This window comes from Microbacterium sp. E-13, assembly GCF_049912955.1.
Taxonomy (GTDB): Bacteria; Actinomycetota; Actinomycetes; order Actinomycetales; family Microbacteriaceae; genus Microbacterium.
This window is the reverse complement of record NZ_CP183973.1, coordinates 3,497,155-3,523,819: the sequence shown is the minus strand read 5'-3', so window position 1 is coordinate 3,523,819 and position 26,665 is coordinate 3,497,155. Positions and strand designations below refer to the sequence as shown.

The 26,665-nt window shown below is 66.3% G+C and carries 22 protein-coding genes; 15 read left to right on the top strand and 7 right to left on the bottom strand.

Features of this window, described 5'->3' with window-relative positions:
• Nucleotides 1-2: 2 nt before the first annotated feature.
• Nucleotides 3-542 carry a VOC family protein gene (locus tag ACN9MP_RS16415; RefSeq protein WP_426321944.1) on the bottom strand — a complete coding sequence of 180 codons (540 nt, stop codon included), beginning with the start codon at nt 540-542 and terminating at the stop codon, nt 3-5.
• 167 nt (nt 543-709) lie between these two features.
• Here ACN9MP_RS16415 and ACN9MP_RS16410 point away from each other — a divergent pair, with 167 nt between their 5' ends.
• From ACN9MP_RS16410 to ACN9MP_RS16400, 3 genes are read left to right on the top strand one after another with little or no spacing between them, the layout of a single operon-like run.
• Nucleotides 710-2,887: an alpha-ketoacid dehydrogenase subunit alpha/beta gene (locus ACN9MP_RS16410; RefSeq protein ID WP_426321942.1), complete on the top strand. Its 2,178-nt coding sequence runs from the start codon at nt 710-712 to the stop codon at nt 2,885-2,887.
• Nucleotides 2,888-2,889: 2 nt separating this feature from the next.
• On the top strand, nt 2,890-4,287 hold the full coding sequence (locus tag ACN9MP_RS16405; protein ID WP_426321940.1) for a dihydrolipoamide acetyltransferase family protein: 1,398 nt from the start codon (nt 2,890-2,892) through the stop codon (nt 4,285-4,287).
• Between the two features lie 31 nt (nt 4,288-4,318).
• Entirely contained in the window at nt 4,319-5,701 is a 1,383-nt protein-coding gene (locus tag ACN9MP_RS16400; protein WP_426321938.1) for an aldehyde dehydrogenase family protein, read from the top strand.
• 55 nt (nt 5,702-5,756) lie between these two features.
• Here the strand turns inward: ACN9MP_RS16400 and ACN9MP_RS16395 are convergent, their stop codons facing one another.
• Both ACN9MP_RS16395 and ACN9MP_RS16390 read right to left on the bottom strand, forming a co-directional pair.
• Nucleotides 5,757-7,583, bottom strand: coding sequence for a glycoside hydrolase family 3 protein (locus tag ACN9MP_RS16395; protein WP_426321936.1), 1,827 nt, complete (start codon nt 7,581-7,583; stop codon nt 5,757-5,759).
• Nucleotides 7,583-8,887 carry an MFS transporter gene (locus tag ACN9MP_RS16390; RefSeq protein WP_426321934.1) on the bottom strand — a complete coding sequence of 435 codons (1,305 nt, stop codon included), beginning with the start codon at nt 8,885-8,887 and terminating at the stop codon, nt 7,583-7,585. The genes ACN9MP_RS16395 and ACN9MP_RS16390 overlap by 1 nt, the downstream gene beginning before the upstream one ends.
• 154 nt (nt 8,888-9,041) lie before the next feature.
• Between ACN9MP_RS16390 and ACN9MP_RS16385 the strand changes: the two genes are divergently transcribed.
• Both ACN9MP_RS16385 and ACN9MP_RS16380 read left to right on the top strand, forming a co-directional pair.
• Entirely contained in the window at nt 9,042-10,340 is a 1,299-nt protein-coding gene (locus tag ACN9MP_RS16385) for a TetR/AcrR family transcriptional regulator (protein ID WP_426321932.1), read from the top strand.
• A gap of 141 nt (nt 10,341-10,481) precedes the next feature.
• Nucleotides 10,482-11,507, top strand: coding sequence for a LacI family DNA-binding transcriptional regulator (locus ACN9MP_RS16380; protein ID WP_426321930.1), 1,026 nt, complete (start codon nt 10,482-10,484; stop codon nt 11,505-11,507).
• A 61-nt stretch (nt 11,508-11,568) separates the two neighbouring features.
• Here ACN9MP_RS16380 and ACN9MP_RS16375 read toward each other — a convergent pair whose 3' ends face one another.
• Nucleotides 11,569-13,410 (bottom strand): phosphoenolpyruvate carboxykinase (GTP), encoded by a 1,842-nt coding sequence (locus tag ACN9MP_RS16375; RefSeq protein ID WP_426321928.1) that lies wholly within the window; start codon nt 13,408-13,410, stop codon nt 11,569-11,571.
• A 289-nt stretch (nt 13,411-13,699) separates the two neighbouring features.
• On the opposite strand from ACN9MP_RS16375, the gene ACN9MP_RS16370 reads away from it, so the two are divergent.
• The 6 genes from ACN9MP_RS16370 to ACN9MP_RS16345 all read left to right on the top strand — a co-directional run bounded on the left by ACN9MP_RS16370 (nt 13,700) and on the right by ACN9MP_RS16345 (nt 19,890).
• Entirely contained in the window at nt 13,700-14,737 is a 1,038-nt protein-coding gene (locus ACN9MP_RS16370; RefSeq protein WP_426321926.1) for an NAD(P)-dependent oxidoreductase, read from the top strand.
• Complete coding sequence (locus ACN9MP_RS16365; protein ID WP_426321924.1) at nt 14,737-16,038, top strand: M24 family metallopeptidase; 1,302 nt, start codon at nt 14,737-14,739, stop codon at nt 16,036-16,038. The genes ACN9MP_RS16370 and ACN9MP_RS16365 overlap by 1 nt, the downstream gene beginning before the upstream one ends.
• A gap of 15 nt (nt 16,039-16,053) precedes the next feature.
• Nucleotides 16,054-17,451, top strand: coding sequence for a dihydrolipoyl dehydrogenase (gene lpdA, locus ACN9MP_RS16360; RefSeq protein ID WP_426321922.1), 1,398 nt, complete (start codon nt 16,054-16,056; stop codon nt 17,449-17,451).
• Between the two features lie 132 nt (nt 17,452-17,583).
• Entirely contained in the window at nt 17,584-18,786 is a 1,203-nt protein-coding gene (locus ACN9MP_RS16355; RefSeq protein ID WP_426321920.1) for an acyl-CoA dehydrogenase family protein, read from the top strand.
• Nucleotides 18,787-18,818: 32 nt separating this feature from the next.
• Nucleotides 18,819-19,391, top strand: coding sequence for a flavin reductase family protein (locus tag ACN9MP_RS16350; RefSeq protein WP_426321918.1), 573 nt, complete (start codon nt 18,819-18,821; stop codon nt 19,389-19,391).
• A 112-nt stretch (nt 19,392-19,503) separates the two neighbouring features.
• A complete protein-coding gene (locus ACN9MP_RS16345) occupies nt 19,504-19,890 on the top strand; it encodes a RidA family protein (RefSeq protein WP_426321916.1) in 387 nt (128 codons plus the stop codon).
• 80 nt (nt 19,891-19,970) lie between these two features.
• Here ACN9MP_RS16345 and ACN9MP_RS16340 read toward each other — a convergent pair whose 3' ends face one another.
• Together ACN9MP_RS16340 and ACN9MP_RS16335 are read right to left on the bottom strand one after the other, a co-directional pair.
• A complete protein-coding gene (locus tag ACN9MP_RS16340; RefSeq protein WP_426321914.1) occupies nt 19,971-20,678 on the bottom strand; it encodes an SDR family NAD(P)-dependent oxidoreductase in 708 nt (235 codons plus the stop codon).
• 78 nt (nt 20,679-20,756) lie between these two features.
• A complete protein-coding gene (locus tag ACN9MP_RS16335; protein WP_426321912.1) occupies nt 20,757-21,656 on the bottom strand; it encodes an N-acyl homoserine lactonase family protein in 900 nt (299 codons plus the stop codon).
• Nucleotides 21,657-21,879: 223 nt separating this feature from the next.
• Between ACN9MP_RS16335 and ACN9MP_RS16330 the strand changes: the two genes are divergently transcribed.
• From ACN9MP_RS16330 to ACN9MP_RS16315, 4 genes are all read left to right on the top strand, one after another.
• Nucleotides 21,880-22,251 carry a RidA family protein gene (locus tag ACN9MP_RS16330; RefSeq protein WP_426321910.1) on the top strand — a complete coding sequence of 124 codons (372 nt, stop codon included), beginning with the start codon at nt 21,880-21,882 and terminating at the stop codon, nt 22,249-22,251.
• A 184-nt stretch (nt 22,252-22,435) separates the two neighbouring features.
• Entirely contained in the window at nt 22,436-23,140 is a 705-nt protein-coding gene (locus ACN9MP_RS16325) for a helix-turn-helix domain-containing protein (protein WP_426321908.1), read from the top strand.
• A gap of 69 nt (nt 23,141-23,209) precedes the next feature.
• Nucleotides 23,210-24,592, top strand: a complete 1,383-nt coding sequence (locus tag ACN9MP_RS16320) for a M24 family metallopeptidase (RefSeq protein WP_426321906.1) — start codon at nt 23,210-23,212, stop codon at nt 24,590-24,592.
• A gap of 95 nt (nt 24,593-24,687) precedes the next feature.
• Complete coding sequence (locus ACN9MP_RS16315; RefSeq protein WP_426321904.1) at nt 24,688-25,311, top strand: NADPH-dependent F420 reductase; 624 nt, start codon at nt 24,688-24,690, stop codon at nt 25,309-25,311.
• A 49-nt stretch (nt 25,312-25,360) separates the two neighbouring features.
• Here ACN9MP_RS16315 and ACN9MP_RS16310 read toward each other — a convergent pair whose 3' ends face one another.
• Complete coding sequence (locus ACN9MP_RS16310) at nt 25,361-26,533, bottom strand: ROK family protein (RefSeq protein ID WP_426321902.1); 1,173 nt, start codon at nt 26,531-26,533, stop codon at nt 25,361-25,363.
• Between the last annotated feature and the right edge of the window lie 132 nt (nt 26,534-26,665).

Below are 26,665 nucleotides of genomic sequence, written 5' to 3'. Positions count from 1 at the left end.
TCTCATCGCTCCGGGTGGGCTGGGTGCCACAGCAGCCGGGGAGCGTCCTTCTCATACGCCTTCCCCTGGGGGAAGCTTACGAGTTCGAACTGCAGACCCCATGGGCTGCGGAAGTAGATCCAGCGCTGGCCTTCGGCCGACTGCTTGCTCGCTGTGGGCTCGCCCATGACCTCTACGTCGTTGTCGCGAAGGTACTGAACCGCCTCATCGAGGTCGTCGACGTAGAAGGCGATGTGGTATCCGCCGATGTCGCTGTTGCGCGGCTGCGTGCGCTGCCGATCGGCGGACTGGTAGAGGAAGACCTCGAAGTTCGCTCCGTTGCCCAGCCGGTAGAAGCGGATCTCGCTGATCACCGTGCGCGGGTGGACTCCTAGGTGGGAGTGCATCCAGTCGTCGTCGTCCGAGCGCTTGGCGCCGAGGCGATAGACCTCCTCGCAGCCGAGGATGTCGACCAGAAACGCATGCGCATCATCCAGGTTCGGGACTGTGAACCCGATGTGGTCGGTGCCGCGAATCCCCGGGATGCCTCGTTGCGCGCTCATTCGACCTCCGTGTCGGTGCCCTGTATCCGTCTGATTGTATCCGATAGATCCCAGTATCGATAGAATCCCGGCCAAAAGCGATACCTCGGGCTTGAATTGTATAAAATCATGGTCTACGGTGTGTTGAGACCGGAGATTGCCGGCCGTTTTAGGGAGTTGAGGCGAGGATGCCGAAGAAGAAGCGCCTTCAGACAGGGGTGGACTGGTTCGAGCTGTCCACCACGAAGGCGGACTGGGATGCCGCCGACCCGGCACTGCTGGGCACGATGCTCGCGCAGATGCATCTCATCCGCGCATTCGAAGAGACCGTGCTGGAGCTGGCAGGCGAGGGACTGGTCCACGGGCCGGCGCACTCGAGCATCGGTCAAGAGGGCGGCGCGGTCGGCTCGATCGTCGGGCTCCGGTCCACAGACGGCGTGAATGGGTCTCATCGCGGGCATCATCAGTTCCTGGCGAAGGCGCTGACGCACGTCTCGGGCGGAACCATCGACCCGAACGCTCCCGTCGACTCGGCGACCCAGGAGGTGCTTCAGCGCACCCTCGCAGAGATCCTCGGCCTCGCTCAGGGATACTGCCGCGGCCGAGGCGGGTCGATGCACCTGCAGTGGTTCGAGGCCGGTGCGCTCGGCACCAACGCCATCGTCGGCGGCGGTGCGCCCCTGGCAGCGGGCAATGCATGGGCGCAGAAGCACAGCGGCACCACCGACCTCACGATCAATTATCTGGGCGACGGCGCAGCGCAGATCGGCTCCGTGCTGGAGTCGATGAACCTCGCGGCCGCGTGGAAACTGCCCGTCTCGTACTTCATCGAGAACAACCTCTACGCGGTGTCGACCCGCGCCGACGAGATCACCGCGGACCCTCGGTTCTCCGTGCGCGGCCAGGGTTTCGGCATCCCGTCCTGGCGAGTCGACGGCATGGACCCGCTCGCCGTCTACCTCGCCACGCAGGAAGCCGCGGACCGGATGCGCTCGGGTGAGGGCCCGACCGTCATCGAGGCCGAGGTCTACCGGTTCTTCCACCAGAACGGGCCGTACCCGGGCAGCGCCTTCGGGTACCGCAGTAAGGACGAAGAGGCGGCGTGGCGGGCACGTGATCCGCTCGAGCTGGTCGCCACCCGCATGGGGGAGCGCGGGCTGATCGATGGCGCGGGCATCGTCGAGCTGCGCGCACGCGTACAGCGGGCGATGACCGACGCAGTCGCGCAGCTGCTCGAAGCCGATCCGGACAACCCGGGCAAGCGCCGCATCAAGCCCGACCTGTGGCCGGAGACCAGTTTCGTGAACGTCGGCGTTCGCGGCGATGGCAGCGAACTGGAGGGGCTCCCGCTTCTGAGCGAGGGCGGTGAGACCCGTGCGCTGAAGTTCGTCGACGCGGTCGCCCAGGTGATGGACCGGCGGATGGAGCTCGACGAGCGGATCGTCGTGATGGGCGAGGATGTGCACCGGCTCAACGGCGGGACGAACGGAGCGACGAAAGGCCTGTTCAAGCGCTACGGGGCAGATCGCATCCTGGGCACTCCCATCAGCGAGAACGCGTTCACGGGACTCGCCGGCGGGCTCGCCCTCGACGGCCGCTTCCGCCCCGTAGTGGAGTTCATGTACCCCGACTTCATGTGGGTGGCCGCCGATCAGGTCTTCAACCAGATCGGCAAGGCCCGGCACATGTTCGGCGGTGACAACCCGGTGCCGCTGGTGCTGCGCACCAAGGTGGCGATGGGATCGGGGTACGGCTCCCAGCACCTGATGGATCCGGCCGGGATCTTCGCGACGAACCCCGGATGGCGCATTGTCGCAGCCTCCAATGCCACCGACTACGTCGGCCTCATGAATGCCGCGCTGGCGCTCGAAGACCCGGTGCTGGTCATCGAGCACGTCGATCTGTACGGCCAAGCCGACCAGGTGCCCGCCGGCGACCTCGATTTCATCATCCCGCCAGGCAGTGCGGCGGTGGTGCGGACCGGCGAAGACCTCACCGTCATCAGCTATCTGTCGATGGTCGGGCATGCGCTCGAGGCGATCGAGCAGACCGGGATCGATGCCGATCTGATCGACCTGCGCTGGCTGGACCGCGCCTCGATCGACTGGGACACGATCGGCGAGAGCATCAAGAAGACCAATGCCGTCCTCATCGTCGAGCAGGGCGCGCAGGGCACATCGTACGGCGCCTGGCTGGCCGACGAGATCCAGCGCCGCTACTTCGACTGGCTCGACCAGCCGGTGGCCCGTGTTACGGGGCAGGAGGCGTCCCCGAGCATCTCCCGGGTGCTCGAGCGCGCAGCGATCGCCCGCACAGAAGAAGTGGTGGCCGGCCTGGAGGCCGTCCGCGCCGGATTCGGGGGCTGATCATGGCCGAAGTCATTCGCATGCCGGAGGTTCTCGCGGGGGCGACCGAAGCCGCCATCCAGACCTGGCTCGTCGCGGAGGGCGCCTCGGTGGCCCTCAATCAGGGTCTCGCCGAGATCGAGACAGACAAGGCGATCGTCGAACTCACGGCCGAGGCCGCGGGCACGATCGGCCGGCTCCTGGTCGCAGAAGGCGCCAACGTCTCGGTCGGTGAACCGATCCTGGTGCTCCTCGCCGACGGCGAGGGGCAGGATGCGATCGGACCGGCACTCGCCGCCGCCGGGGTGCAAGCGGGTGACAGCGCCCCGGCGGCACCTTCTCCGGCGCCGGCCGAAGCGACCGCGCCGGTCGAGGCCACCGCACCGGCCGAAGCGACCGCACCGGCCGAAGCGACCGCAGCGGAGCCGGCGACCGTCGTCGCGGACGAGCCCGGCCCGGTCGAAGTCGAGGCGGAGGAGAGCCGCTCGCGACGCCTGTTCGCGAGCCCGCTCGTCCGCAGGCTTGCAGCCGACGCCGGCGTCGCGTTGAGCGACATCCGTGGCTCCGGCCCGCAGGGACGCATCGTCCGGCGCGATCTCGAGCGTCATCTCGCACAGGGCGAGGCCGCTGAGCCGGCGCGTCCGCAGACTGCGGCGACGCCTGCGCCCGCTCCTGCGTCTGCGCCGAGCGAGACGGCGCCCGCACCGGCGGCGTCGACACCGGCGGCATCGACATCGACGAACTTCGAGGATGTTCCGCTCGATCGCATGCGGAAGGCGATCGCCCGCCGGCTCACCGAGAGCAAGTCCACCGTTCCCCACTTCTATCTGGTCGCCGACTGCCGCGTGGACGCGCTGCTCGAGCTTCGGCGAACGGTTAACGAGAACGCGGCGCGGAAGATCTCGGTCAACGACTTCGTGCTGAAGGCGGTCGCCGGTGCGCTGGTAGATGTACCGGCTGCCAACGCGATCTGGAACGGCGACAGCATCCGCCGATTCTCCTCGGTGGACATCTCTGTGGCCGTGGCTACCGAGGGCGGCCTGACGACGCCGGTGCTGCGCGAGGTCGAACGACTCTCACTCGGTGAGATCAGTCAGACGGTGGCGGAGATGGCGGGCCGGGCACGCGAAGGCAGGCTCAAGCAGCACGAGCTGGAAGGCGGAAGCTTCTCGGTCTCGAATCTCGGCATGTACGGCACGAGTCAGTTCTCAGCGATCCTCAACCCGCCGCAGTCGGGCATCCTCGCCGTCGGCGCCGCCCGACCGATGCCCGTCGTCGGCGCGGACGGGGAACTCACGGTGGGGCAGGTGATGACCGTCACGCTCTCCGCGGATCACCGGGTGCTGGACGGCGCTGTCGCCGCCGAGTGGCTGGCGGCGTTCCAGCGTCGCATCGAGAACCCCCTGACCATCCTCATTTGAACCACTGAAGCGCATACCCGAAGAGGACACCATGGCAACCATTCGCAGTATCGACCCGTCTACGGGCGCTGAACTCGCCGTCTTCGACGAGGACTCCGAGGAGTTCGTCGAGGCACGGCTCGCCGCCGCCGCGGCCGCCGTTCCCCAGCTCGCCGCATTGGGGTGGGACGGCCGCGCACGTCTGATGCGCGCCGCCGCCGATCTCATCGAGTCCGAGATCGAAGAGCTGGCAGGTGTGATCACCGCCGAGATGGGCAAGCCGATCGAGCAGTCTCGCGCGGAGGTCGCCAAGTCGGCCTACACGATGCGCTTCTACGCCGAGAACGCCGAGGAGTTCCTCAGCGGGCGCGAGCTCGATGACCCGGCGAAGGTCTCTGCATCGGCGGCGCGCACGCGATTCGAGCCGCTCGGCGTCGTTCTCGCCGTCATGCCGTGGAACTACCCGATCTGGCAGGTGGTCCGCTTCGCGGCACCCGCGCTGATGGCTGGCAACGCCGGTGTGCTCAAGCACGCTTCCAACGTTCCGCAGTCGGCGGTGTACATCGGCGAACTGTTCGCACGAGCCGGATTCCCGCAGGGCGCCTTCTCGACGCTGCTGATCGGGTCGCGCCGCGTCGAGGCAGTCATCCGTGATCCACGCGTCGCCGCCGTGACGCTGACCGGTTCCGAGGGCGCCGGCCGCGCGATCGGCGCGACCGCGGGCGACGTGCTGAAGAAGGCCGTCCTCGAGCTCGGCGGCTCGGATCCGTTCATCGTGATGCCGTCGGCCAAGCTCGACGATGCCGTCGCCACCGCCGTCAAGGCCCGCACGAGCAACAACGGCCAGGCGTGCATCAACGCCAAGCGGTTCATCGTGCACGAAGACGTCTACGACGAGTTCGCCGGCCTGTTCGCCGAGCGGATGGCTGCGCTTGTCATGGGGAACCCGGCCGATCCGGCCACCCAGATCGGTCCCCTGGCGACTGAGTCCGGTCGTGAAGACATCGAGGTCCTCGTCGAGGATGCCCGCGACAAGGGCGCATCGATCCTGACGGGCGGACGACGTGGCGATCGGGAGGCGGGCTGGTTCTACGAGCCCACGGTGATCGCCGACATCACGCCGGAGATGCGCCTCTATCAGGAGGAGGCCTTCGGCCCGGTCGCGTCGCTCTACAAGGTTTCGTCGCTCGACGATGCGCTGAAGGTCGCGAACAACAGTCCGTTCGGGCTGGGATCCGCGTTCTGGAGCAACGACGAATCCGAGATCGCGCGCGCAGAGCGTGAGCTCGAGGCGGGCGCGGTGTTCGTCAACGGCATGACGATCTCATACGCGGAATTGCCGTTCGGCGGCATCAAGCGCTCCGGCTACGGTCGCGAACTGTCGGTCGAAGGCATCCGCGAGTTCTGCAATCTGAAGACCGTCTGGGTCGCCTGACCACACTCGAGGACGGATGCCGCCGCGGATCGCGTGCGGCATCCGTCCTTTGTTCTCAGAGCGACAGGCCGTGACCGAAGCGGAACAGCGGGTCGGCGGTGTCGAAGGGAACGTCGGGGCGGGAGGCCTCGATGGCCGCCATGGACCTGGGCACATCGAAGGGGAGCTTGCCCGTCGCGTGCGCAGTCCCCGTGAGGACATCGAGCAGCGGCCCGGCTTTGGCTCCCCAGTTCGCGGTGACGGCTGCGGCTGCCTCCACGATGGGCTGGAGGATCGCCGGACGGTCGAGGAAGACATCGACGACGGTGGGCACCACGGCCGCGACCTCCTGGACGTGCGCGACGACCTCCTGTGAGAACTCGAGCGACCCCGCATGGAAGAAGTTCTCGAACATGGAAGCACGCTCTTCGTACGGTGCCTGCAGGCGCAGGATCGCCGCATCCGCTTCTTCGGGCGTGTCCACGACCACGCCGACACACGCGACCGCCTCGGGGGTGATGCCCTCGACGTAAAGCTTCAGCTCGCGTCGCAGCGGGAGGATCGGCACGGCGCCGTCGGCCCAGCTCGTGCGCACAAGGCGGTTGGACAGTACGGCGATCGAGGCGCGCTGCGCGGCTTCACCTGCCGCACGGAACTCGGCAGCGCCGACGATGGCGTCGGCCGCGTCGACGTCGACGTAGGGATTCTCGAAGAGCCCCAGTTCGAACTTCTCGCGCAGCAGACGGCGCGCCGAGATGTCCAGGCGGTCCTCGGTCACCTGGCCCTCGCGCACGAGTTCGACGAGCATCGACGGGTCCTGCTCGCCGCCGAACTGGTCGGCGCCGGCGTCGAGGATCTTCACCATGCGCTCGGCGGGCGTCAGGTGCTCGACCCCCCACGCGCGTGCGGCGAAGCTGACGCCCATGACCGACTGGTCGGTGACGAGTCCCCAGTCGGTGCAGACGATCCCGTCGAATCCGAACCGCTCGCGCAGAAGCCCGGTGAGCACGCTCTTGTTGAAGCCGAAGCCCACCTCTTCGTACTCGGTTCCGATCGGCATGCCGTAGTACGGCATGATCTGGCGTCCGCCGGCGGCGAAGATCGCCTCGAAGGGCTTCAGGTGCAGCTCGAACTGCCCGCCCGGGTACACCTGCTCCCGGCCGTACTCGAAGTGCGGGTCTTCGCCGTCCTTCTGCGGGCCGCCGCCCGGGAAGTGCTTCGTCATCGTCGAGACCGAGCCCGGACCGAACGACTCGCCCTGGAACCCGCGCACATAGGCGGCGCCGAGCTCGGCGGCGAGGTCCGGGTCTTCGCCGAACGTCTGCAGCTGGCGAGCCCAGCGCGATTCCGTCGCGAGATCGACCTGCGGGTGCAGCGCCACGCGGATCCCGACGGCGGTGTACTCCTGGCGCGCGATGTCGGCGAAGCGCTGCACGAGCTCCGGGTCGCGCGTCGCCGCGAGGCCGAGCGGCTCGGGCCACTCCGAGAACGGACCGGCGAGGATAGCGGCGCCCGGGTTATCGCTGAACGAGTGGCGCGGATCGGTCGAGATCGAGACCGGGATGCCGAGACGAGTGGATGCCGCGACCTCCTGCAGTCTGTTGTGCCAGGCGGCGATGTCGCTCGCTCGGGGCGGGACGCCCAGGAGGTTGAAGTGACTCATGTGGCGGGCCGAGACGTACTCGTGGTTCGACGCGATGCCGAAATCGGGGTCGCCGTCCGACAGTTCGCCGTTCTCTCCCATCGCGATCATCGTCTGGAAGAAGAGGCCGGCCTTCTCCTCCAGCGTCATCTCGCCCAGGAGCAGCTCGACGCGCTCGGCGACCGGCAGGCTCGCATCGAGCCACGGGCGTCGCTGGGGCGCAGCCGGGGCCGGGGCATCCGTTGTCACGATGTCCGTCATCACTTCACTCCCTTGATGCGGTAAACCAGCACAGCACCGGCGAGCGCCACCAGCGCGCCGAACAGGTACCAGGTGGTGTAGCCGCCCAGGGGGGTGGCGGCGCCGATCGCGATGATGCCTGGAGCGATCGCGGGCGCGATCGACTGCGGCAGGGCGTTGGCGATGTTGAGAACGCCGAGATCTTTGGCGGTGTCGTCAGGATTCGGCAGGACCTGCGTCGCGAGGGCGAGGTCGACCGAGATGAACGACCCGGTGCCGAGGCCGATGATCGCCTGTGCCACGATGAGCGTCGTGACATCGGGGGCGAGAGCGAGCAGAACCAGGCCGACGACCATGATGACGCCGGCGATCGCGACGAAGGGCCGGCGTCTGCCGATCTTGTCGGAGAGGATTCCGCCGATCGGCGCCGAGACCATCATCGCCCCCATCGAGGCGAGGTTGGCGATCAGGATGGTCGAGATGGCGGACTGCTCGTCCAGCCCGAACTTCGCCGTGAGGTAGAAGGGTAGGAATGTCGCGACGCCGGCGTAGCCGAACATCACGAAGAACTTGGTCAGCCACGTCCAGCCGAAGTCGGGGTGTCTGACGGGGTTGAACACGAACGAGCCGAAGAACTGACGTGCGGTGAACCGCTGGGTCGGCTTGTGCTCGAGGCGCCGGTCCTTCAGCACGAGCACGAAGAGCACGGCGAGCACGGTGGCGATCGCGGCCGGCACGATGAAGCGGGAGAAGTCGTCGGAGAGCAGCGTCACAAGGAAGCTGCCCGCAAGGATGCCGAGGGGCAGCGTGATTCCGATGACGCCGGACACCTTGCCGCGGCTCTGCTGCGGCACCTGGTCTGGCAGCGTCGCGTTCGCCGCCGCAAGCACGGCGTTCATGGATGCCTGCACGATGCACCACGAGACGAGGACGACCCAGAGCGACTCGGTGATGCCGATGAGCGCGAAACCACCGAGGCCGACGAGCGTGCCGCCGAGGATCCAGGGGCGACGCATTCCCCATCGCGACGTGGTCCGGTCCGAGAGCCGTCCGGCCAGCGGATTGGCGAAGAGCGCGAACAAGGCACCGACGCCGAGCACGAGTCCGAGGTTCGCGGTCGCCTCGGCGGGTGTGGCCGAGATGCGCTGGATCTTGAACGCCATCGACACCATGACCGGGGTGAGCAGTGCCAGGTAGACACCGAAGTTCACGGCGGCGAGGCCCGGGGTGTAGCCGTGCGGGGTTCGATCGGGCGTCGTGCCCGGAGCTTTGAAGCCTGTCGTTCCGGCGGCCGCGGCTGTCGCGGCGGGAGACATCTCTGTCATGGGAGTCCTTTCTCGGGCGACGCGCGTCGACGGCGAGCGGCGTCGAAGACGATCGTATCCAAAAACAGACCATTTGGTAACTGAAAGTCAACCGAGTGGTAGCGGGCTGCAGGTAGGCTGGCGATGTCCGACGAGTGGAGAGGCGGCCACGCCGATGGCGACGACCGAACGGGGACCGACGCGCGCGGCGCGCACGCAGCGCACCCGCGAGGCGATCGTCGACGCCGCGCGCGAGGCATTCGTCACGCGCGGATATCGCGCCACCTCGCTTCGCGACGTCGCCGCTGCCGCGGGCATCAGCCATACCGGACTCCTCCGACACTTCGCGACGAAGGATGCGCTCCTCGGCGCTGTCGTGGATCAGTTCGAGCGCGGGAATGCCACGGCTCTCCGCGGGGTGCCGGGCCTGGACGAATCGGGCACCCTCGGCTATGCCGGGATCGCCCGGCGAAACCAGGAACAACCCGGATACCTCGAGCTCTTTGCCGCCCTGACGGGCGAGGCATCCAACCCCCGTCATCCCGCGCACCCGCTCATGCGCGACCGCTATGCGCGCGTGCGGCGCGAGGCGAGAGAAGACCTCGACGCCGCGATCGCACACGGCACCGTGGCGGCCGGCCGGGATGCCGCCGGCGAGGCAATACGGATCATCGCGGCGTGGGACGGTCTGCAATTGCTTGCGCAGTACCTCCCCGAGCGTGTCGACATCCCCACCGCGCTCGTGGAGTACCTGAAGACGCTCGCCCTCCCCGTGGGCTGGCGCGTGGGCGGTCGGGAGTCTGCGCCGCCCAGGCAGCCGGCCCGTGTCCCGACGTCGCCGGCGTTCGGTGCGGACGACGTCTCGCCCCAGGGTTATCGCGTGGGCCGTGAGCGGCGGGCCCTCATCATCGAGGCCGCCACGGCCCTCTTCGCCCGCGAAGGCTACGGCGACACGAGCCTTCGCGAGATCGCCGAGCGTGTCGGCGTCTCGAAGTCGACGCTGCTGCACCACTTCGCATCCAAAGAGGAGCTGCTCAGCGACGTGCTGCATCACCGTGATCAACAGATCGAATCCCGCGACGACGGCGTGCGGGCGGACAGTGCGGCGGAGGTCGTTCGCGGGATCGCACGTCGGGCCGCCGTGAACTCGGAGGCGGCACCCGGTCTCATCGAGGTCTATGCCGTGCTGTCGTGCGAAGCGGTGCCGCGCGATCACGCGGCGCACAGCTATTTCGCGCAACGCTTCCGCGACGGACTCGACCATTTCGCAGCCCTGTTCCGCGCGGCGCACGAGGACGGGGATCTGCCCGCTCAGCGGGATCCTGAGTTTGAGGCGCTGTGGCTGACCGCTCTGTGGGACGGACTCCAGTACCAGTGGCTCTATGACCCGTCCGCCGTCGACGTGGCTGCGCAGCTGTCGGCCCACCTCGACGACGTGCTTCCCGGCTCGTTGGCGAACCGGCGAGGCGGATGACTGTCTCCTCGAGCGCATGCTCATGCCGAAGGACGCTCGCCGCGCGTCAGGGATCCACGGCCACGGGACCTCGGTAACATGTTCGGGGCCGGACAACGCGGCCGAATCGGCCTACGATGGCGACCAGGAGACAACCAACACGTGGAAGAACTGCGGCGTGCGACCATCACCGATGTGGCGGAGCTCGCTGGCGTTCACGCGGGGACCGCATCGCGCGCGCTGAATGCCCGCACGCGGGGGATGGTCAGCGCAGAGACGGTGGATCGGGTCGTCCGCGCAGCCAAACAGCTCGGGTACGTGCCCAACGCGCTAGCCCGAGGCCTCCGCACCAAGAGTTCCATGACCATCGGCGTGGTGATCCCGGACATCACCAACCCGTTCTTCCCACCGGTGGTACGCGGCATTGAAGCGCACTTGCAGCCGAATGGATATTCCGCGCTCATCGCAAACACGGATGGGTTCGATGCTGGTGAACGCGGCGCACTCAGTTCCCTTCTGGACCGTCGCGTCGACGGGTTGATCGTCGCCTCCGGTCAGCGCGAAGAGTCTTCCCTCGCTGAGCTCCACCAAGCCGGGGTGAAGGTCGTGCTCCTCAATCGCGACGCGGGCCCGGTCCCCTATCCGCTCGTCACCGGCAACGACGCCAGTGGCATAACAGCGGCCGTCGAGAGCCTGTACGAGCTCGGTCACCGCCACCTCCTGCACATCGCGGGCCCGATGAACATCTCGACCAGCTCTGCCCGATCCGCGGCATTCGAGGCCGCCTGCCGGTCGTTCGATGGGTTGATCGGCACCGTGGTGACCGCGGACGCGCTGTCGATCGAAGCTGGTCGCAGTGCAATGCTCTCCGTGCTCGGCGACCGGAGCCACGGCATCACGGGCGTGATCGCTAGTACCGACCTGATCGCGGTGGGTGTGCTTCGCGCGATGAAGCAGGTGGGTGTCGACTGTCCCCGTGACATGTCTGTCGTCGGTTTCAACGATGTCCAGTTCGCCGAGGACTTCTGTCCTCCGCTCAGCACCGTCCGGGTGCCCACCACCGCGATGGGTGTCCGAGCCGCGCAGCTGCTTCTTGATGCATTGTCCGGCGCCGACCAGACTGCGGAGACGATCATGCTCCCGGTCACCCTGATGATGCGCGGTTCGACTGCTCCTGCCCCGCGCTGATACCGGCCTCCCAGCTACACCGGGTCACGGGTGTCGCCGGCCCGAGGCAGCGCAAGAGTCCTCACGTTAACCCGACGTGTCGGTTGCGCTGGAGGCGGTAGCGCAGGGCGGCGAGCTCGGCCCACAGGGGCGCGGGGACGCGGCCCTCGAAGGTGCGGTAGAACTCCTCGGTGAGGTCGGCTTCCTGCAGCCACAGCTGCGGGTCGACCGCGAACAGCTCGTCGAGGTCGGCCTGCGACACCTGGATGCCGTCGAGGTCGAGGTCGGCCGGCTTGGGAAGGCGGCCGATGGGGCTCTCGACGGCGCCCACCTCGCCCTCGATGCGGCGGATGATCCAGTCGATGACGCGCGAGTTGTCGCCGAAACCGGGCCACAGGAACCGGCCGTCGGCGCCCTTGCGGAACCAGTTCACCTGGAACACCCGCGGAGCGCGGTCGAATCGGAGCTGCTGGCCGACCTTCAGCCAGTGGCCGAAGTAGTCGGCCATGTTGTAGCCGCAGAACGGCAGCATCGCGAACGGGTCGCGGCGCAGCTCACCGACGGTGCCCTCGGCGGCCGCGGTGCGCTCCGACGAGACGTTCGAGCCCATGAACACGCCGTGGGTCCAGTCCGTGGCCTCCACGACCAGCGGCACGTTGGTGGCACGGCGGCCGCCGAACAGGATCGCGTCCAGGGGCACGCCCTGCGGGGCGTCCCAGTCCTCCGCGATCTGCGGGCACTGGGCCGCGGCGACCGTGAATCGCGAGTTCGGGTGAGCGGCGGGACGACCGGATGCCGGCGTCCAGGGGTTGCCCTCCCAGTCGGTGAGCTGCGCCGGCGGGGTGTCGGTGAGGCCCTCCCACCACACGTCGCCGTCCGGACGGAGGGCGACGTTCGTGAAGATGGTGTTGCCCCACAGCGTCTCCACCGCGGTGACGTTGGTGGACTCGCCGGTGCCGGGCGCGACGCCGAAGAAGCCGGCCTCGGGGTTGATCGCCCACAGGCGTCCGTCCTCACCGGGACGCAGCCAGGCGATGTCGTCGCCGAGCGTCTCGACACGCCAGCCCGGGATCGTCGGCCGCAGCATCGCGAGGTTCGTCTTTCCGCAGGCCGACGGGAACGCGGCGGCGAGGTGGTAGGCGCGGCCGGCCGGGTCGATGACGCGGATGAGGAGCATGTGCTCGGCGAGCCACCCCTCGTCACGGCCGATCACCGAGGCGATCCGCAGCGCGAAGCACTTCTTCGCGAGGATCGCGTTGCCGCCGTACCCGGAACCGAACGACCACACCTCGAGCGTGTCGGGGAAATGGACGATGTACTTCTCGTCGTTGCACGGCCACGCGACATCCTGCTGACCCGGCTGCAGCGGAGCGCCGACCGAGTGCACCGTCTTCACCCAGGGCGCACCCCCGGCGATCTCACGGAGCACCTCGGTGCCCACACGCGTCATGATGCCGATCGAGGTCACCGCGTACGCGCTGTCGGTGACCTGCACGCCGATGTGCGACAGAGGTCCGCCGACCGGGCCCATCGAGAACGGCACGACGTACATCGTGCGCCCCTTCATCGAGCCCTGGAACAGCGGCCGGATGGTGGCGCGGATCTCGGCGGGGGCGACCCAGTTGTTCGTCGGGCCCGCGTCCTCCTCGTTCTCGGAGGCGATGAACGTGCGCGCCTCCGTACGGGCGACGTCGCTCGGGTGCGAACGGGCCAGGTACGAGCCGGGACGCCACTCGGGGTTGAGCTTGATGAGCTTGCCCTCTTCGACCTGCTCGCGCAGCAGCGCCTCGTTCTCGGCACGCGAGCCGTCGACCCAGTGGATACGCTCGGGCTGCGTGAGCGCGGCGATCTCGCCGACCCAGGCGACCAGCTCCCGCAGTTCCCGCACCGATGCGTCCCGCGTCTGAAGCGTGAGGTTCGCCATCTCGCTTCCCCTCTCTAGGGATTCCCACTCATTCGGCACCCAGTAGCCAGAATGCAAACGATTGGCCTACATCGCTATTGGCTGCGGTCTCAGAATTTGTTCAATTTCGCTTCCAGGGCCCCCGGGCGGAGCCCCACTCCCGACGGAGAAGTAGTGTCGACCTCTGTAGCCAGGGTAGGCGCTCCGGTGTGGGAATGCAATCGTTTGTTATCCGTTGGACCAGCCACGGGAAGCTGCTCCGCTGACGCGGACGTCACCTCCGGACGTCGCCGACGAGGCCCCAAGGCAGATGTCCGCGAGCCCCTCCGTGGGCGGTTCGATTCCACCAGCTTGTGCGCGGCAGTCGAAGGCATCTAGACTCAATGCAATCGTTTGTTATTCAAAGGAGCACGACATGACCGCTAAGCCGACCGTCGGATGGATCGGTGTCGGGCGCATGGGCTACGAGCTGGCGAAACGTCTGCTGGACGCAGGTTACGACGTCGCCGTCTACAACCGCACCCGCGCCAAGGCTGAGACTCTGACTGAGTTCGGTGCATCGGTGGTCGACAAGCCGATCGACCTGGCCGATCGCGACATCGTCTTCAGCATGGTGTCGGCCTCCAACGACCTGGAGCACGTGATGCTGGGAGAGGATGGCCTGCTTACGGGCGAGAACCGGGCGCCGAAGATCATCGGGGATGCGTCGACGGTTTCGGTCCAAGCGAGCGCGAACGTGCGTGCGGTCGCGGAGTCGCGCGGCGTCGGCTTCCTGGCGACGCCGGTCTCCGGCAACCCGAAGGTCATCGAGGCAGGGAAGCTGACCGTTGCCGTCTCCGGCCAGCGCCCGGTGTTCGACGAGGCTCAGCCGGTGCTGGAGACGTGGGGTCAGAGCGTGACCTATGTCGGCGAGGGCGAGGTTGCCCGCACGGTCAAGATCGCGCACAACGTATTCCTCGGTGTCGTCACCCAGTCACTCGCCGAGATCACGGTTCTGGCCGAGAAGGCGGGCGTTTCACGTGAGGCATTCCTGACCTTCCTCAATGACTCTGTGATGGGGTCAGCGTTCACGCAGTACAAGACGCCCGCATTCGTGAACCTCGACTTCACGCCGACCTTCACCAACGTGCTGCTGCAGAAGGACTTCGACCTCGGCCTGGCGGCAGCGCAGGAGCTGGGTGTCGTCATGCCCGTCGCCTCTCTGACGCGCAACATCGTCGCGCAGGAGGTGGGCAACGGGAACGTCGAGCAGGACTTCGCCTCGCTGCTTCTCACCGTGGCACGCGGATCGGGGCTGAAGCTGGTGCCCGAAAGTGCTCCGGTGACCGACGGTCTCGAGGCCCGCTGATGTGCGCGCCTTCACAGACAGACGCCTCCCGCTTCGAGCGCCCGGTGTCCCGGCCGGCGGGTGTGCGGCCGCTGGGAGCGCCGGGTCAGAACGGCGTCGACTACGAGTACCGCGTCGACTTCGATCGTCTTCGCAACTACCGCCTGTCGCGCGCGAAAGCAGCGCTCGAGAACAGCGAGTGCGGAGCGTTCCTGCTCTTCGACTTCTACAACATCCGCTACACCACCCAGACCTGGATCGGGGGTGCACTCGGAGACAAGATGATCCGGTACGCGCTGCTGATGCGCGACCATGAGCCGATTCTCTGGGACTTCGGATCCGCGGTGCGTCATCACAAGCTGTACTCGGACTGGGTGCCTGAGGAGAACTATCGCGCTGGATTCCTCGGATTCCGCGGAGCGGTCGCGCCGGAGGGCGCCGGCCTGATGAAGGACGCCGTCTCCGAGATCCGCTCGCTGCTGAAGTCTGCGGGACTCGACGATGCGCCACTCGGCGTCGACATCGTCGAGCCGCCTTTCATGTTCGAGCTGCAGCGTCAGGGGCTGAACGTGGTCGATGCCCAGCAGGCGATGCTGGACGCCCGGGTGATCAAGAACCAGGACGAGATCCTCCTGCTCAATCAGGCCGCGGCGATGGTCGACGGCGTCTACCAGGACATCGCCGACGCACTCAAGCCCGGAGTCCGCGAGAACGAGATCGTAGCCCTGGCCAACAAGCGACTGTACGAGTACGGGTCTGACCAGGTCGAAGCGGTCAACGCGATCTCGGGGGAGCGGTGCAATCCGCATCCGCACAACTTCACGGACCGCATCATCCGTCCCGGCGACCAGGCATTCTTCGACATCATCCATTCGTTCAACGGCTACCGCACGTGCTACTACCGCACCTTCGGGGTCGGGTGGGCGACGCAGAGCCAGCGCGATGCTTACAAGCAGGCGAGGGAATGGATGGATGCCGCGCTCGACGCGATCAAGCCCGGCGTGGGAAGCGACCAGGTCGCTCGTGTGCTGCCGGCCGCCGAAGAGTTCGGGTTCGAGAACGAGCTCGCCGCTTTCGGGCTGCAGTTCGCCCACGGTCTGGGCCTGGGCCTGCACGAGCGGCCCATCATCTCCCGGCTCAACTCGATGAAGGACCCGGTCGAACTGAAGGCGGGAATGGTGTTCGCGATGGAGACCTACTGCCCCGCCTCCGACGGGGTCTCGGCCGCGCGCATCGAAGAGGAGGTCGTCGTGACCGACTACGGCATCGAGGTGCTCACGAAGTTCCCGGCTCAGGAACTCTTCGTCGCGAACCAGTACTGAACAGGAGGATGAGGCATGCCTCACTACGACGTCGCCATCCTCGGCGCGGGCCCCGGCGGGTACGTCGCGGCCGTCCGTGCTTCTCAGCTCGGCCTCAAGGTCGCGATCATCGAAGAGAAGTACTGGGGAGGTGTCTGTCTCAACGTCGGCTGCATCCCCTCGAAGGCGCTGCTGAAGAACGCCGACCTCGCGCACCAGTTCCACCACAAGGCCGATCTGTTCGGCATCTCGGGTGACGTGCACTTCGAATTCGGCGTCGCGTGGGACCGCAGCCGCAAGGTGGCCGACACGCACGTCAAGGGCATCCACTACCTGATGAAGAAGAACAAGGTCGACGAGTACGAAGGCCGTGGCTCGTTCGTCGACGCGAACACGATCGACGTCGCGAAGTCCGACGGCGGGGTCGAGCGCGTCACGTTCGACAACGCCATCATCTCCACCGGGTCGAAGGTGCGGCTGCTCCCCGGCGTGCAGCTGGGCGGCAACGTCGTGACGTACGAGGAGCAGATCCTCGCCCGCGACCTCCCCCAGTCGATCGTCATCGTCGGTGCCGGCGCGATCGGCATGGAGTTCGCCTTCGTGATGGTGAACTACGGCGTGAAGGTCACCATCATCGAGTTCCTCGACCGCGCGCTGCCCAACGAGGACGCCGACGTGTCGAAGGAGATCGCGCGCCAGTACAAGAGCTACGGCGTCGACATCCTCACCTCGACCAAGGTCGAGACCGTCACCGACCAGGGCGACAAGGTCACCGTCACCTACACCGCCAAGGACGGCACCCAGGGCTCCATCGACGCCGACAAGGTCATGATGTCGATCGGCTTCGCCGCCAACGTCGAGGGCTTCGGGCTCGAGAAGACCGGCGTGAAGCTCACCGACCGCGGCGCCATCGACATCGACGACCACATGCGCACCAACGTGCCGCACATCTACGCCATCGGCGACGTCACCGCCAAGCTGCAGCTGGCGCACGTGGCCGAGGCGCAGGGCGTCGTGGCCGCCGAGACCATCGGCAAGGCCGAGACCATGACGCTCGGCGACTACCGCATGATGCCGCGGGCGACGTTCTGCTCGCCGCAGGTCGCCTCGTTCGGCCTCACCGAGCAGCAGGCGCGCGACGCCGGCTACGACGTCAAGGTCGCGAAGTTCCCGTTCTCGGCGAACGGCAAGGCCAACGGCCTCGGCGAGCCCATCGGGTTCGTCAAGCTCATCGCCGACGGCGAGCACCTCGAGCTGCTCGGCGGGCACCTCATCGGCCCCGACGTCTCGGAGCTTCTGCCCGAGCTCACGCTCGCGCAGAAGTGGGACCTCACCGCCCTCGAGGCCGCGCGCAACGTGCACACCCACCCCACGCTGTCGGAAGCCGTGCAGGAAGCCTTCCACGGCCTCGCCGGCCACATGATCAACCTCTGAGGGCAGACATGCACTGGAAAGACGGGTTCTCGGACGTGGGGTTCGATGGCGAGGTACGCACCACGACGGTCGAGCGCTCTGTGGTGGTGTGGTGAAGGATGCCAAGTGCCAAAGGGAGAAAGGAAGCTACCCATGGCAAACGCAGTAGTCCGACCCGAGATAGCGGCGATCGTCGAGCAGCTCGATGAGCTGCGCCCGAAACTCATCGCGAGCGGCGGTGAGGGTGATGAGAACCGACGCATCCCCCAGGACGTGTTCGACGCAGTGGCTGCGACGGGGGCCTTCACCATCTCCGTGCCGGAGAAGTTCGGCGGCCTTGCCGCCAACACACGCGAGGCACACGCAGTCTCGCGCGCAATCGGGCGCGGGGACGGCAGCCTCGCATGGGTCAACGGCATTCTCGATTCAGGCGCCTGGGTTACCGGCCTGATGGATGAGCGGGCGCAGGAGGACGTCTGGGGGGCCAACGGCAGTATCGACTCCCTCATCTCGATCGTTCTCGCGACGACCTCCGACGCCGTCCAGGTCGAAGGAGGGTACCGGGTCACGGGCAAGTGGGCTTACGGCACCGGAAGCATGCATGCCACGTGGTCTCTGCTGGGCATCCCGATCAAGAACGGCGCCGGAGAAGTCGTCGACGCAGGTCTCGCTCTGATCCCTACCTCGGAGCTGAGCTACGACGACAACTGGTACGTGGCAGGAATGAGATCAACCGCCAGCGTCACGCAGATCGCCGAGGACGTCTTCGTGCCCCACCACCGTGTATTCCCGCTGACCGCGGCCGTCGAGGGCGGGTACCTCGGCGACAACCCCGAGGCCTCGTACCGCACGGTCTTCATCCCCTCCCTGTTCATGAAGCTGGTGGGACCGCATCTCGGCATGGGCCGCGCCGCAATCGACTTCGTCTCGTCCATGTCGGAGCGCAAGGCGATCGCGTACACGGGTTATGAGAAGCAGGCGGACTCCGCAATATTCCAGTCCGTCATTGCGAAGGCGAACGTGGAGCTGAATGCTGCCGAACTCGTCGCCCAGCAGATCGCCGACGAGATCTACGAGGCCGCCGTAGACGGCTACTACGCCCCCTACGCCAAGCGCATCGAGATGCGGGCGAAGGCGGGATGGATCGTCGACACCATCGCCGGCATGATCAGGGACCTGATCAGCGCCCATGGCTCCGGCGGGTTCGCCGACATGTCACCGCTGCAGCGTATCTGGCGAGACCAGGCCACCGCCGCAAGCCACGGCCACATTCTGGCCGCAAGCGGCTACGAGGCGTACGGCAAGATCTTGCTCGGCCGGGAACACGACGCCCGGTTCGTGCTGCCCATCGTGTAGGTGTCCTCCTTGAGGATCGAGAACGGGAGCCGATGATGTCGTTCATGCCCGAGAAGTCGGGGATCACAGCGGACCAGTTTCGGTTCGCATTCCGATCCCATCCCGCGGGAGTCGCCGTCATCACGGCGGATGCCGGCGATGGACCGGTTGCGATGACAGTGAGTTCGGTGGCGTCCATCGCCATCGATCCGCCGACGCTCATGTTCTCGGCGTCAGCGATATCGTCCAGCACGCCGACCATCCTCAGGGCCGAAACCGTCGTCGTCCATCTGCTCGCCTCCGACCAGGTCGCGCTCGCCAAGCTGGGAGCCCGCCCCGGTGCGCAGCGTTTCGGTCACGACGTCGATTGGGGGCGCCTCCCGACCGGGGAGCCCTACTATCCGGCCGCAACCTGGTTGCGAGGACGCGTTGTGCAGCGAGTCGACGTCCATGGGTCGACTTTGATCATCGTGGAAGCGATTGAAGCGAAGCCTCAAGACGAGGCCGACCACGTCGACCCGTCGCCGTTGGTGTACCACAACCGGCGGTGGCACGTCCTTAGCAGCAACTCGGCGCTCCCCGAAGCCAGTGCTCCGTTCTACATCGTGTACGGACGCGACGAATGAGCAAGTGCGTCGAGCACGATGACCCACCACCCCGGTGCGCTGGTATGGCCGAGTGTGTCACGCCAGAGACCCAAACCCCGATGCGCTCGCATCCGACTTAGGAGAGAAGTTCATGGCCAACGAACGAATCAGCCGTATCCCCGCCCCCGCTGTCCCGGGAATCGCTGACAGCACGCGTGTGACGGCCGGTGACCTTGTATTCATCTCGGGTCAGGTGGGTTTCGAGTCTGACGGCTCCGTGCCGACGGACTTCGCGCGCGCCGTTGAGTTGACTTTCGGCGAGGTAGAGCGCGCCCTCCGCGCCGCGGGGGCGACCTGGGAGGATCTGGTTCGCGTGAACGTCTATGTCACTGATCTCGACCAGGAGAAGCTCGCCATCTACCGTGAGACGCGCGATGCGATCGTCAAGGTTGCGGAGCCGGCGGCGAGCTCTCTGATCGGCGTCCAGTCGCTCTACAACGGCGCGACGATCGAGATCGACGCGGTCGCGGCGGTGTAGCCGGAGTCGCACGAGACCGACAACGCGGAGCGCCCGCCCCTGCCGAGCAGCGGGCGGGCGCTCCATGCGACGTCGAGGGATCAGCCGATCCGCCACCCGCGGTCGACGTTGAGGCTATGTGCGGACACGCCCTTGTTGAAGAGCAGGAACTTCGTCGCGTCGACGATGTCTTCCATCGTCGCCAGCTCACGGCCGGGCGTGCGCGTTCGGTACGCGTCGAGCACGGAGTCCGGCTTCGAAGCCCAGAAAGGACTGTCGCCAATGATCCCGGGGTGAAGGGAGTTCACCCGGATCGGGGCCAGCTCGAGCGCCAGGGTGTTCATCAGACCGTCCACGCCGCCGTTGATGGTCGAAACCGTGGTCGATCCCGGATAGGGAGCATCCTTCGCGCGCCCTCCGAACAGGACGATTCCCGTGGCGACGGATGGTTCGAGTCGATCCAGGAGGGCATGGATCGTCTCGGCGTAGCCGAGGAGCTTGAGGGTGACGAGCCGCCGTGCGCGCGCGATGTCGAACTCTCGGATCGTGTTGGCGTCCCGTTCGATCGCACTGAGAACGACACCGTCGAGACGCCCGACATCCTTCAGCTGGTTCGCGATGCCTTCCGGCTCGGCCACATCCAGAGCAAGCCCCTGTGCGCCCGGGCCGAGGGCGTTCGCCGTCTGCTCGGCCGACTCGATGGACCGACTCGTGACGATGATTTTGTCGCCTTCGGCGGTCAGATCCTTCGCCAGCTCGAGGCCGATGCCGCTCGAGCCGCCGACGATCAGGATTGTTCTCTCAGCCATGTGCTCTCCAATCGACATGCCTGAATCGAGGAAGGCGGGGCGGCCTTCCTCGATCCGGGCCGGGCTGGTCTGGTGTGGTCAGGTCAGAAGCGTGCCGGCATCCGCGGGCGCTCGGGATGCTTCGCCTTCGAGGCGATTGACCTCGATCACGTAGTTGCCGCTCTCGGTCACCCACGACTTGCGACGCTGCACGATGTCGATGTCGTGCCCCGGAATGATCCGGCTCGTCTCGCCCTTCAGCTCGTCCTTGAGCGTCTTGTACAGGTGGATGAGGTTGAAGTTGTTGCCCTGACCGTAGCCGGGGGTCCACATCTGCTCCACGTTGGAGTACCAGTACACGGTGTCACCGGCGACGACGAATGGCCCGTTCTGAGTCTCGACCTTGAACCACTGGGATCCGAATGTGTGCGAGTCGCGAGCCAGACGCGCGGTCACACCCGGGAGGAGCTCGGCGTCGCCGTTGACGAAGCGGATACGACCGTCGGCGATGCCCTTGGCCGCGCGTGCGAGGTCGGTGGGGTCGAACGACGAGAAGATCCAGGCGCGGTCCGCGTCGGTGGGCATCTGGTTGGCGTAATCCACTGCCTGAGACCATCCGACGTACTCGTCGAATTGGACATACAGCTGTGCGTTGGGGAACGCCTCGAAGTTGCCCATGTGGTCGAAGTGCATGTGTGACACGAGAATGACGTCGATGTCCTCGGGGGTGAGATCGACCTTCGCGAGGACCTCTGACGGGCTCTCCCAGCTCTGGAACGGATAGCGGTCGAGCCAGTAGTCGTTCCTGAACCCGCAGTCCACCAGCGCGACGTGCTGTTTGCCCCCGACCTCGCCGCCGATCAGCAGGGTGTACAGCATCGGGATGCGGATGGTTCCCTGGTTGCTGAAGGGGCCGGACCCACCGAAGAAGTCGTGAGGCATCGTTCCTTGACAGAACTCGAGGGAGTAGATCGCGTAATCGGTCTTGCGTTCGCTCATGATCGGGCCGGCCTTTTCTCGGGTTGTCGGGCTATACAATCGTTTGCATAAGCGCCACTGCTCATGCGTGCAGTAATGCTATACGTGCTCGGGGTGGTTGGCAACGACTGATTTCGCCGCCTCACCTCGCTTGCCGCGGCCCCATCGGAGGGGATGCATCCAGTCGTCGTGTAGGCTGCACGTCCACTCTCCCTTAACGGTTCTCGCCGAAGATTGGTGCCGCATGTCTGGTGGTCGACTCATCCGAATCCCCGCCCCCGTGGTCCCCGGAATCTCGGACAGCGTCCTGGACACCGCATCCGGCCTTCTCTACGTCTCCGGCGTCTACGTGCCGGTCCCCGACGACGACGAGGAGTCGATGAGGCTGACGTTCGGCGCGCTCGCTGAGGCGCTCCAGCGCGCCGGCGCGACGCTGTCCGACCTTGTGCGCGTCAACGTCTACATCAGGCATCTGGACGAGGAGAAGCTGCAGACGTACCGCCGCGTCCGCGATTCCATCATCGGCGCCGACGAGCTGCCAGCAAGCACCGTCGTCGGGGTGCATTCGCTCTACAATGGCGCTGTCATCGAGATCGACGCCATCGCGGCCGTCTGACTTCCCTGTATGCGTCTCTCCGCGAGGTGCTCGGGACGCCAGGTTGGCCGGGGCTCTCGCAGCGACCCGACCGAGCGATCAGTGAGAGCAGGTCGCGCTCCCGGCGGGCAAGCTACTCCTCTGGCGTCCGCCGGCCGCTAGGGTTGGGGCGACCGCTCAACAGTTGCGGGCGGAGGAGATACCCATGTCTGATGCCGGCGCAATCGGTGCACGCTTACGGCAGCGTCGAAAGGATCGCGGGCTGAGCCTGCGAAATGTCGCGCAGGAGCTGGGCGTCTCGGCCAGTCTGATCTCACAGGTCGAGACGGGGAAGACGCAACCGTCGGTGGCTACGCTTTATGCGCTAGCCACCCTTCTCTCGGTCTCGGTCGATGATCTGCTCGGCCTTCGGCCGGCATCTGGGCCGTCGGTGGCTCAGCCGAATGCCTCCCTCGCGCTTCAACGCTCACACGACAATCCCGTCATCGAGATGGAGAACGGGGTCCGGTGGGAGCGATTGGCGATGGGGTCGGACGGACCTGCGGACCCCCTTCTCGTCACCTATCAACCCGGGGCCAGCAGTTCTCTCGAGGGCAGGCTCATGCGTCACCTGGGCGTGGAGTATGCATACATCATTTCCGGAGAGATCTCCTTCCAACTCGAGTTCGATGATCATCAGTTGCGCGCGGGCGACTCGATCTATTTCGATTCCTCACGACCGCACATGTTCTCCAATCGGGGAGCGGTGCCGGCCGTTGGCGTCTGGTTCGTCGTCGGTCGACGCGAGGCCGGCGCACCAGGCAGCGTGAATTCAGAGGAGCATGGCGCTGTTCGTTCAGCTGTGGGCGTCCTGCGGAGGCTCGACTCGCTAGAACCGACCGGTGGAGAAGAGGAGAGCGCCGGGGTGTAGCCACAACGTACACTGTTCATCTATGCTGAACGGCACGACGGCGTTAGCGCTGTCATGCGAGGGAGCAGCATGAGAAGTACAGGCACCACGGGCAGCAACGGCGTCGACTGGGAAGCGCGGGTCGATTTCGATCGGCTACGTGATGAACGCCTCACTCGACTCAAGGCGTCATTGCAGGCGTCCGAAATGGGTGCGATCCTTGCGTTCGACTTTTCGAACATCCGGTACATGACGTCGACCCATATCGGGACCTGGGCCATGGACAAGCTGATCCGGTTCAGCCTCCTCACCCGGCACACCGACCCGATCTCCTGGGACTTCGGGTCTGCAGCGAAGCATCACGCACTGTACAACCCGTGGTTGGACGTCACGACCTCGGAGATGGATGCCGATCCGCACGCGCCGCACGAGGGCACGAAGAGGCCGCGGCTGGAATCGGGTGCGCGCGCAGGCATCTCGACTCTGCGCGGCGCCTTCCCTCCTCAGGCCGGCATCGCGGAGGAGGTGGCCCGAAAGGTCAAGCGAGAGCTCGAGAAGTTCGGTCTCGCAAACGATCCTCTCGGCGTGGATGTGATCGAGTTGCCGATCCTGTTCGCGCTCCAGCGCGAGGGGATTCAGGTCGTCGATGGCCAGCAGGTGTTCATGGAGGCTCGACGAATCAAGACTCACGACGAGATCCGGCTGCTGACGCAGGCGGCTTCGATGGTGGATGCCGCCTACGAAGAGCTGTACCGATTCTTACGCCCCGGAGTTCGTGAGAACGAAGCCGTTGGCTTAGTGGCGAAGACCCTTTACGACTTGGGCTCCGAGTACGTCGAAGGTGTCAACGCGATCTCCGGTGAGCGATGCTCGCCGCATCCGCATGTGTTCAGCGACCGGCTCATCCGGCCGGGTGATCCCGCCTTTTTCGATATCCTCCATAGCTGGAACGGGTACCGCACGTGCTACTACCGCACGTTCGCGGTCGGCTCGGCATCGAGGGCGCAGAAGGACGCGTACACGCGAGCGCGCGAGTACATGGACAGAGCGATCGCGCTCGTGCGGCCCGGAGCCACGACCGCCGACATCTGCGCGGTGTGGCCTTCCGCTCAGGAATTCGGGTTCGCAGACGAGGAGGCGGCCTTCGCACTCCAGTACGGGCATGGTGTGGGGCTGTCGATCTGGGAGAAGCCGATCTTCTCCCGCCTGACTTCCTTCGATCACCCGGAAGAGCTTAAGGAAGGCATGGTGTTCGCGCTGGAGACCTACTGGCCGTCGGCCGACGGCTGGGGCGCAGCGCGCATCGAGGAAGAGGTCGTTGTCACGGCTGATGGGTGCGAGGTCATCACGAAGTTCCCTGCCGAGGAGCTCCTCATCGCAGGCCCTCGATACATCGCTGTGGGTGGGCCCCTGAATAACGAGCGGGACTCGCAATCGCATCTCAACACTCCGTGGGGGCTTGGTGCACCTTAGCGCCCGCCTCGTACACCCGGAGCACACCGCTCGAGATACAATCGTTTGCATGTCTTCATGGCATGGCTGCATTACTGATCCAATCGGAGGAACACATGCACACAATCTCGATCATCGGCGCGGGGAATCTCGGCTCAGCGCTCGCGCGGGTAGCCGCAGCGGGCGGCGCGAGGGTGCAGGTCGTCGCGCGGGATATCGCCAAGGCCCGACAGCTCGCCGAGCAGGTCGGGGGTGAGGGCGTGCAGTTCGGTTCTCCTCTCATCGGCGAGATCGTCTTCCTCGCGGTGCCCTATGCTGCGCTCTCCGAGGTGATCTCGACATACGGCGAACAGCTTGAGGGCATGACGGTCGTCGACGTGACGAACCCGGTCGACTTCGACACATTCGATTCTCTCGCTGTCGCGTCCGACTCCTCCGCTGCGCGAGAGCTCCAGCAGGCGTTGCCCGACGCGAGTGTCGTCAAGGCGTTCAACACCAACTTCGCTGCGACGCTGGTCTCCGGCGAGGTGGGCGGTGTCCCCGCGACGGTCGTCATCGCGGGTGACGACGCCGACGCGAAGGCTCGGGTCAGCGAAGTCGTGACGGCCGGCGGCATCGCTGTCGCCGACGCCGGAAGCCTCAAGCGGGCGCGCGAGCTCGAGGCGCTCGGCTTCCTCCAGATCGTCCTCGCGGTTCGCGAAGAGGTGACCTGGGCCGGCGGGTTCGCCGTTCGATCCTGACGGTAACCCGCCCCCTGACCGAGTAGCCGAGCGGTGCCGGCGGAAGCAGCTATGCGTCCAGCCCGGTTCCGCTCGGCACCCGACTCAGGATGTCGGCGAGCCCCAGGTGCGCTGCCCCGCGGATGGCGGCCATCTCGTGGTCACCGAACGACACCGTGTGCAGGCTGGATGTCAGCGTGGGGTGCGCGTGAGCGTAGAGGGATTCCCGCATCCCTGCGAGCAGATTGTCTCCGAGTGATCCCAGCGTCCCCCCGAGGGCGACGACTTCCGGGTTGAGGGACGCCAGGAGCGTGGCGACGATCTCGCCGAGGTAACGGCCCGCCTGTCGCAGTGCCCGCGTGCAATCCGCGTCGCCGCGGTTCGCGAGCGCGGCGATGTCGTCCAGATCGCTCACCTGGATTCCTGATTCCGCGAGCGCGTCGATGATGCCTCCGGTCGAGACGTGCACGAGGACGCAGCCGACATTGCCGCACGCGCATCGCTTGTCGCTTGCGGCGATGCGTAGATGCCCGATTTCCCCGGCCATGCCCAAGACGCCACGCTGCAGCACCCCGCCGGAGTAGATCCCGGCCCCGATTCCGCTGGAAACCTTGATGAAGATCAGATCCTGCACATCCGGGAAGTGGCGGATCCGGGCGCCGATCGTCATCAGCTTCGCGTCGTTCTCCACCCAAACGGGCACCCCGAAGACGCGCCCGAATGCGCCTCCCACGTCGGCCCCGATCCATCCAGGCAGGGCCCACGGGTGGATCGGGCGACGGGTGACTGTGTGGATCGGGCTCGGCAGCCCCACCACGACGGACGCCAGCGCGCTCGAGGGACGCTTCGCGGCAGCGAACAGGTCTTTCGCCACATCGCGCGTCTTCGTCATTGCCCCCTCCGGTCCGATCCCGATGTCGAGCCGCTCCGTTCGGGATGCCAGTGTGCGCCCCAGCAGGTCAGTCACCGCCCACGTCGCGCGTGTGTGGCCGAAGCTCGCGACGAACACCACCGCGCGATCGGCATTCAGTGTGAACAGCCCCGGTGGTCTGCCCCGTCCCCCTCGCGGCTCCTCGTTCGCCACGACCCAGTCGAGGTGGATCAGCTCGTCGAGACGAGCCGCGACGGTGTTGCGGGTCCAGCCCGTCACCTCCGTGAGATCGCTGCGGGTCCGGGGTCTGCCGTCTGCCAGGGCTTCGAGCAGGGTCTTCTGCGCCGGGGCCAGTGTGGTATGCGGAGCCATACATACATCTAACCAGAGGAAGTCCGATTATGCGCAAGTTTGACAAATAGAATAGATAAATTGACCCAATTGCGCGAGATGCGTATAAAAAGATGAGCGCATCTGGACGGACATTGGACGGTCGGTTGCGTG

Bases quoted from the DNA above. Each gene is read 5' to 3' on its own strand.
- ACN9MP_RS16415 (WP_426321944.1), bottom strand. From the start codon at position 542: ATGAGCGCGCAACGAGGCATCCCGGGGATTCGCGGCACCGACCACATC.
- ACN9MP_RS16410 (WP_426321942.1), top strand. From the start codon at position 710: ATGCCGAAGAAGAAGCGCCTTCAGACAGGGGTGGACTGGTTCGAGCTG.
- ACN9MP_RS16405 (WP_426321940.1), top strand. From the start codon at position 2,890: ATGGCCGAAGTCATTCGCATGCCGGAGGTTCTCGCGGGGGCGACCGAA.
- ACN9MP_RS16400 (WP_426321938.1), top strand. From the start codon at position 4,319: ATGGCAACCATTCGCAGTATCGACCCGTCTACGGGCGCTGAACTCGCC.
- ACN9MP_RS16395 (WP_426321936.1), bottom strand. From the start codon at position 7,583: ATGACGGACATCGTGACAACGGATGCCCCGGCCCCGGCTGCGCCCCAG.
- ACN9MP_RS16390 (WP_426321934.1), bottom strand. From the start codon at position 8,887: ATGACAGAGATGTCTCCCGCCGCGACAGCCGCGGCCGCCGGAACGACA.
- ACN9MP_RS16385 (WP_426321932.1), top strand. From the start codon at position 9,042: ATGGCGACGACCGAACGGGGACCGACGCGCGCGGCGCGCACGCAGCGC.
- ACN9MP_RS16375 (WP_426321928.1), bottom strand. From the start codon at position 13,410: ATGGCGAACCTCACGCTTCAGACGCGGGACGCATCGGTGCGGGAACTG.
- ACN9MP_RS16370 (WP_426321926.1), top strand. From the start codon at position 13,700: ATGTCCGCGAGCCCCTCCGTGGGCGGTTCGATTCCACCAGCTTGTGCG.
- ACN9MP_RS16365 (WP_426321924.1), top strand. From the start codon at position 14,737: ATGTGCGCGCCTTCACAGACAGACGCCTCCCGCTTCGAGCGCCCGGTG.
- lpdA (WP_426321922.1), top strand. From the start codon at position 16,054: ATGCCTCACTACGACGTCGCCATCCTCGGCGCGGGCCCCGGCGGGTAC.
- ACN9MP_RS16355 (WP_426321920.1), top strand. From the start codon at position 17,584: ATGGCAAACGCAGTAGTCCGACCCGAGATAGCGGCGATCGTCGAGCAG.
- ACN9MP_RS16350 (WP_426321918.1), top strand. From the start codon at position 18,819: ATGATGTCGTTCATGCCCGAGAAGTCGGGGATCACAGCGGACCAGTTT.
- ACN9MP_RS16345 (WP_426321916.1), top strand. From the start codon at position 19,504: ATGGCCAACGAACGAATCAGCCGTATCCCCGCCCCCGCTGTCCCGGGA.
- ACN9MP_RS16340 (WP_426321914.1), bottom strand. From the start codon at position 20,678: ATGGCTGAGAGAACAATCCTGATCGTCGGCGGCTCGAGCGGCATCGGC.
- ACN9MP_RS16335 (WP_426321912.1), bottom strand. From the start codon at position 21,656: ATGAGCGAACGCAAGACCGATTACGCGATCTACTCCCTCGAGTTCTGT.
- ACN9MP_RS16330 (WP_426321910.1), top strand. From the start codon at position 21,880: ATGTCTGGTGGTCGACTCATCCGAATCCCCGCCCCCGTGGTCCCCGGA.
- ACN9MP_RS16325 (WP_426321908.1), top strand. From the start codon at position 22,436: ATGTCTGATGCCGGCGCAATCGGTGCACGCTTACGGCAGCGTCGAAAG.
- ACN9MP_RS16320 (WP_426321906.1), top strand. From the start codon at position 23,210: ATGAGAAGTACAGGCACCACGGGCAGCAACGGCGTCGACTGGGAAGCG.
- ACN9MP_RS16315 (WP_426321904.1), top strand. From the start codon at position 24,688: ATGCACACAATCTCGATCATCGGCGCGGGGAATCTCGGCTCAGCGCTC.
- ACN9MP_RS16310 (WP_426321902.1), bottom strand. From the start codon at position 26,533: ATGGCTCCGCATACCACACTGGCCCCGGCGCAGAAGACCCTGCTCGAA.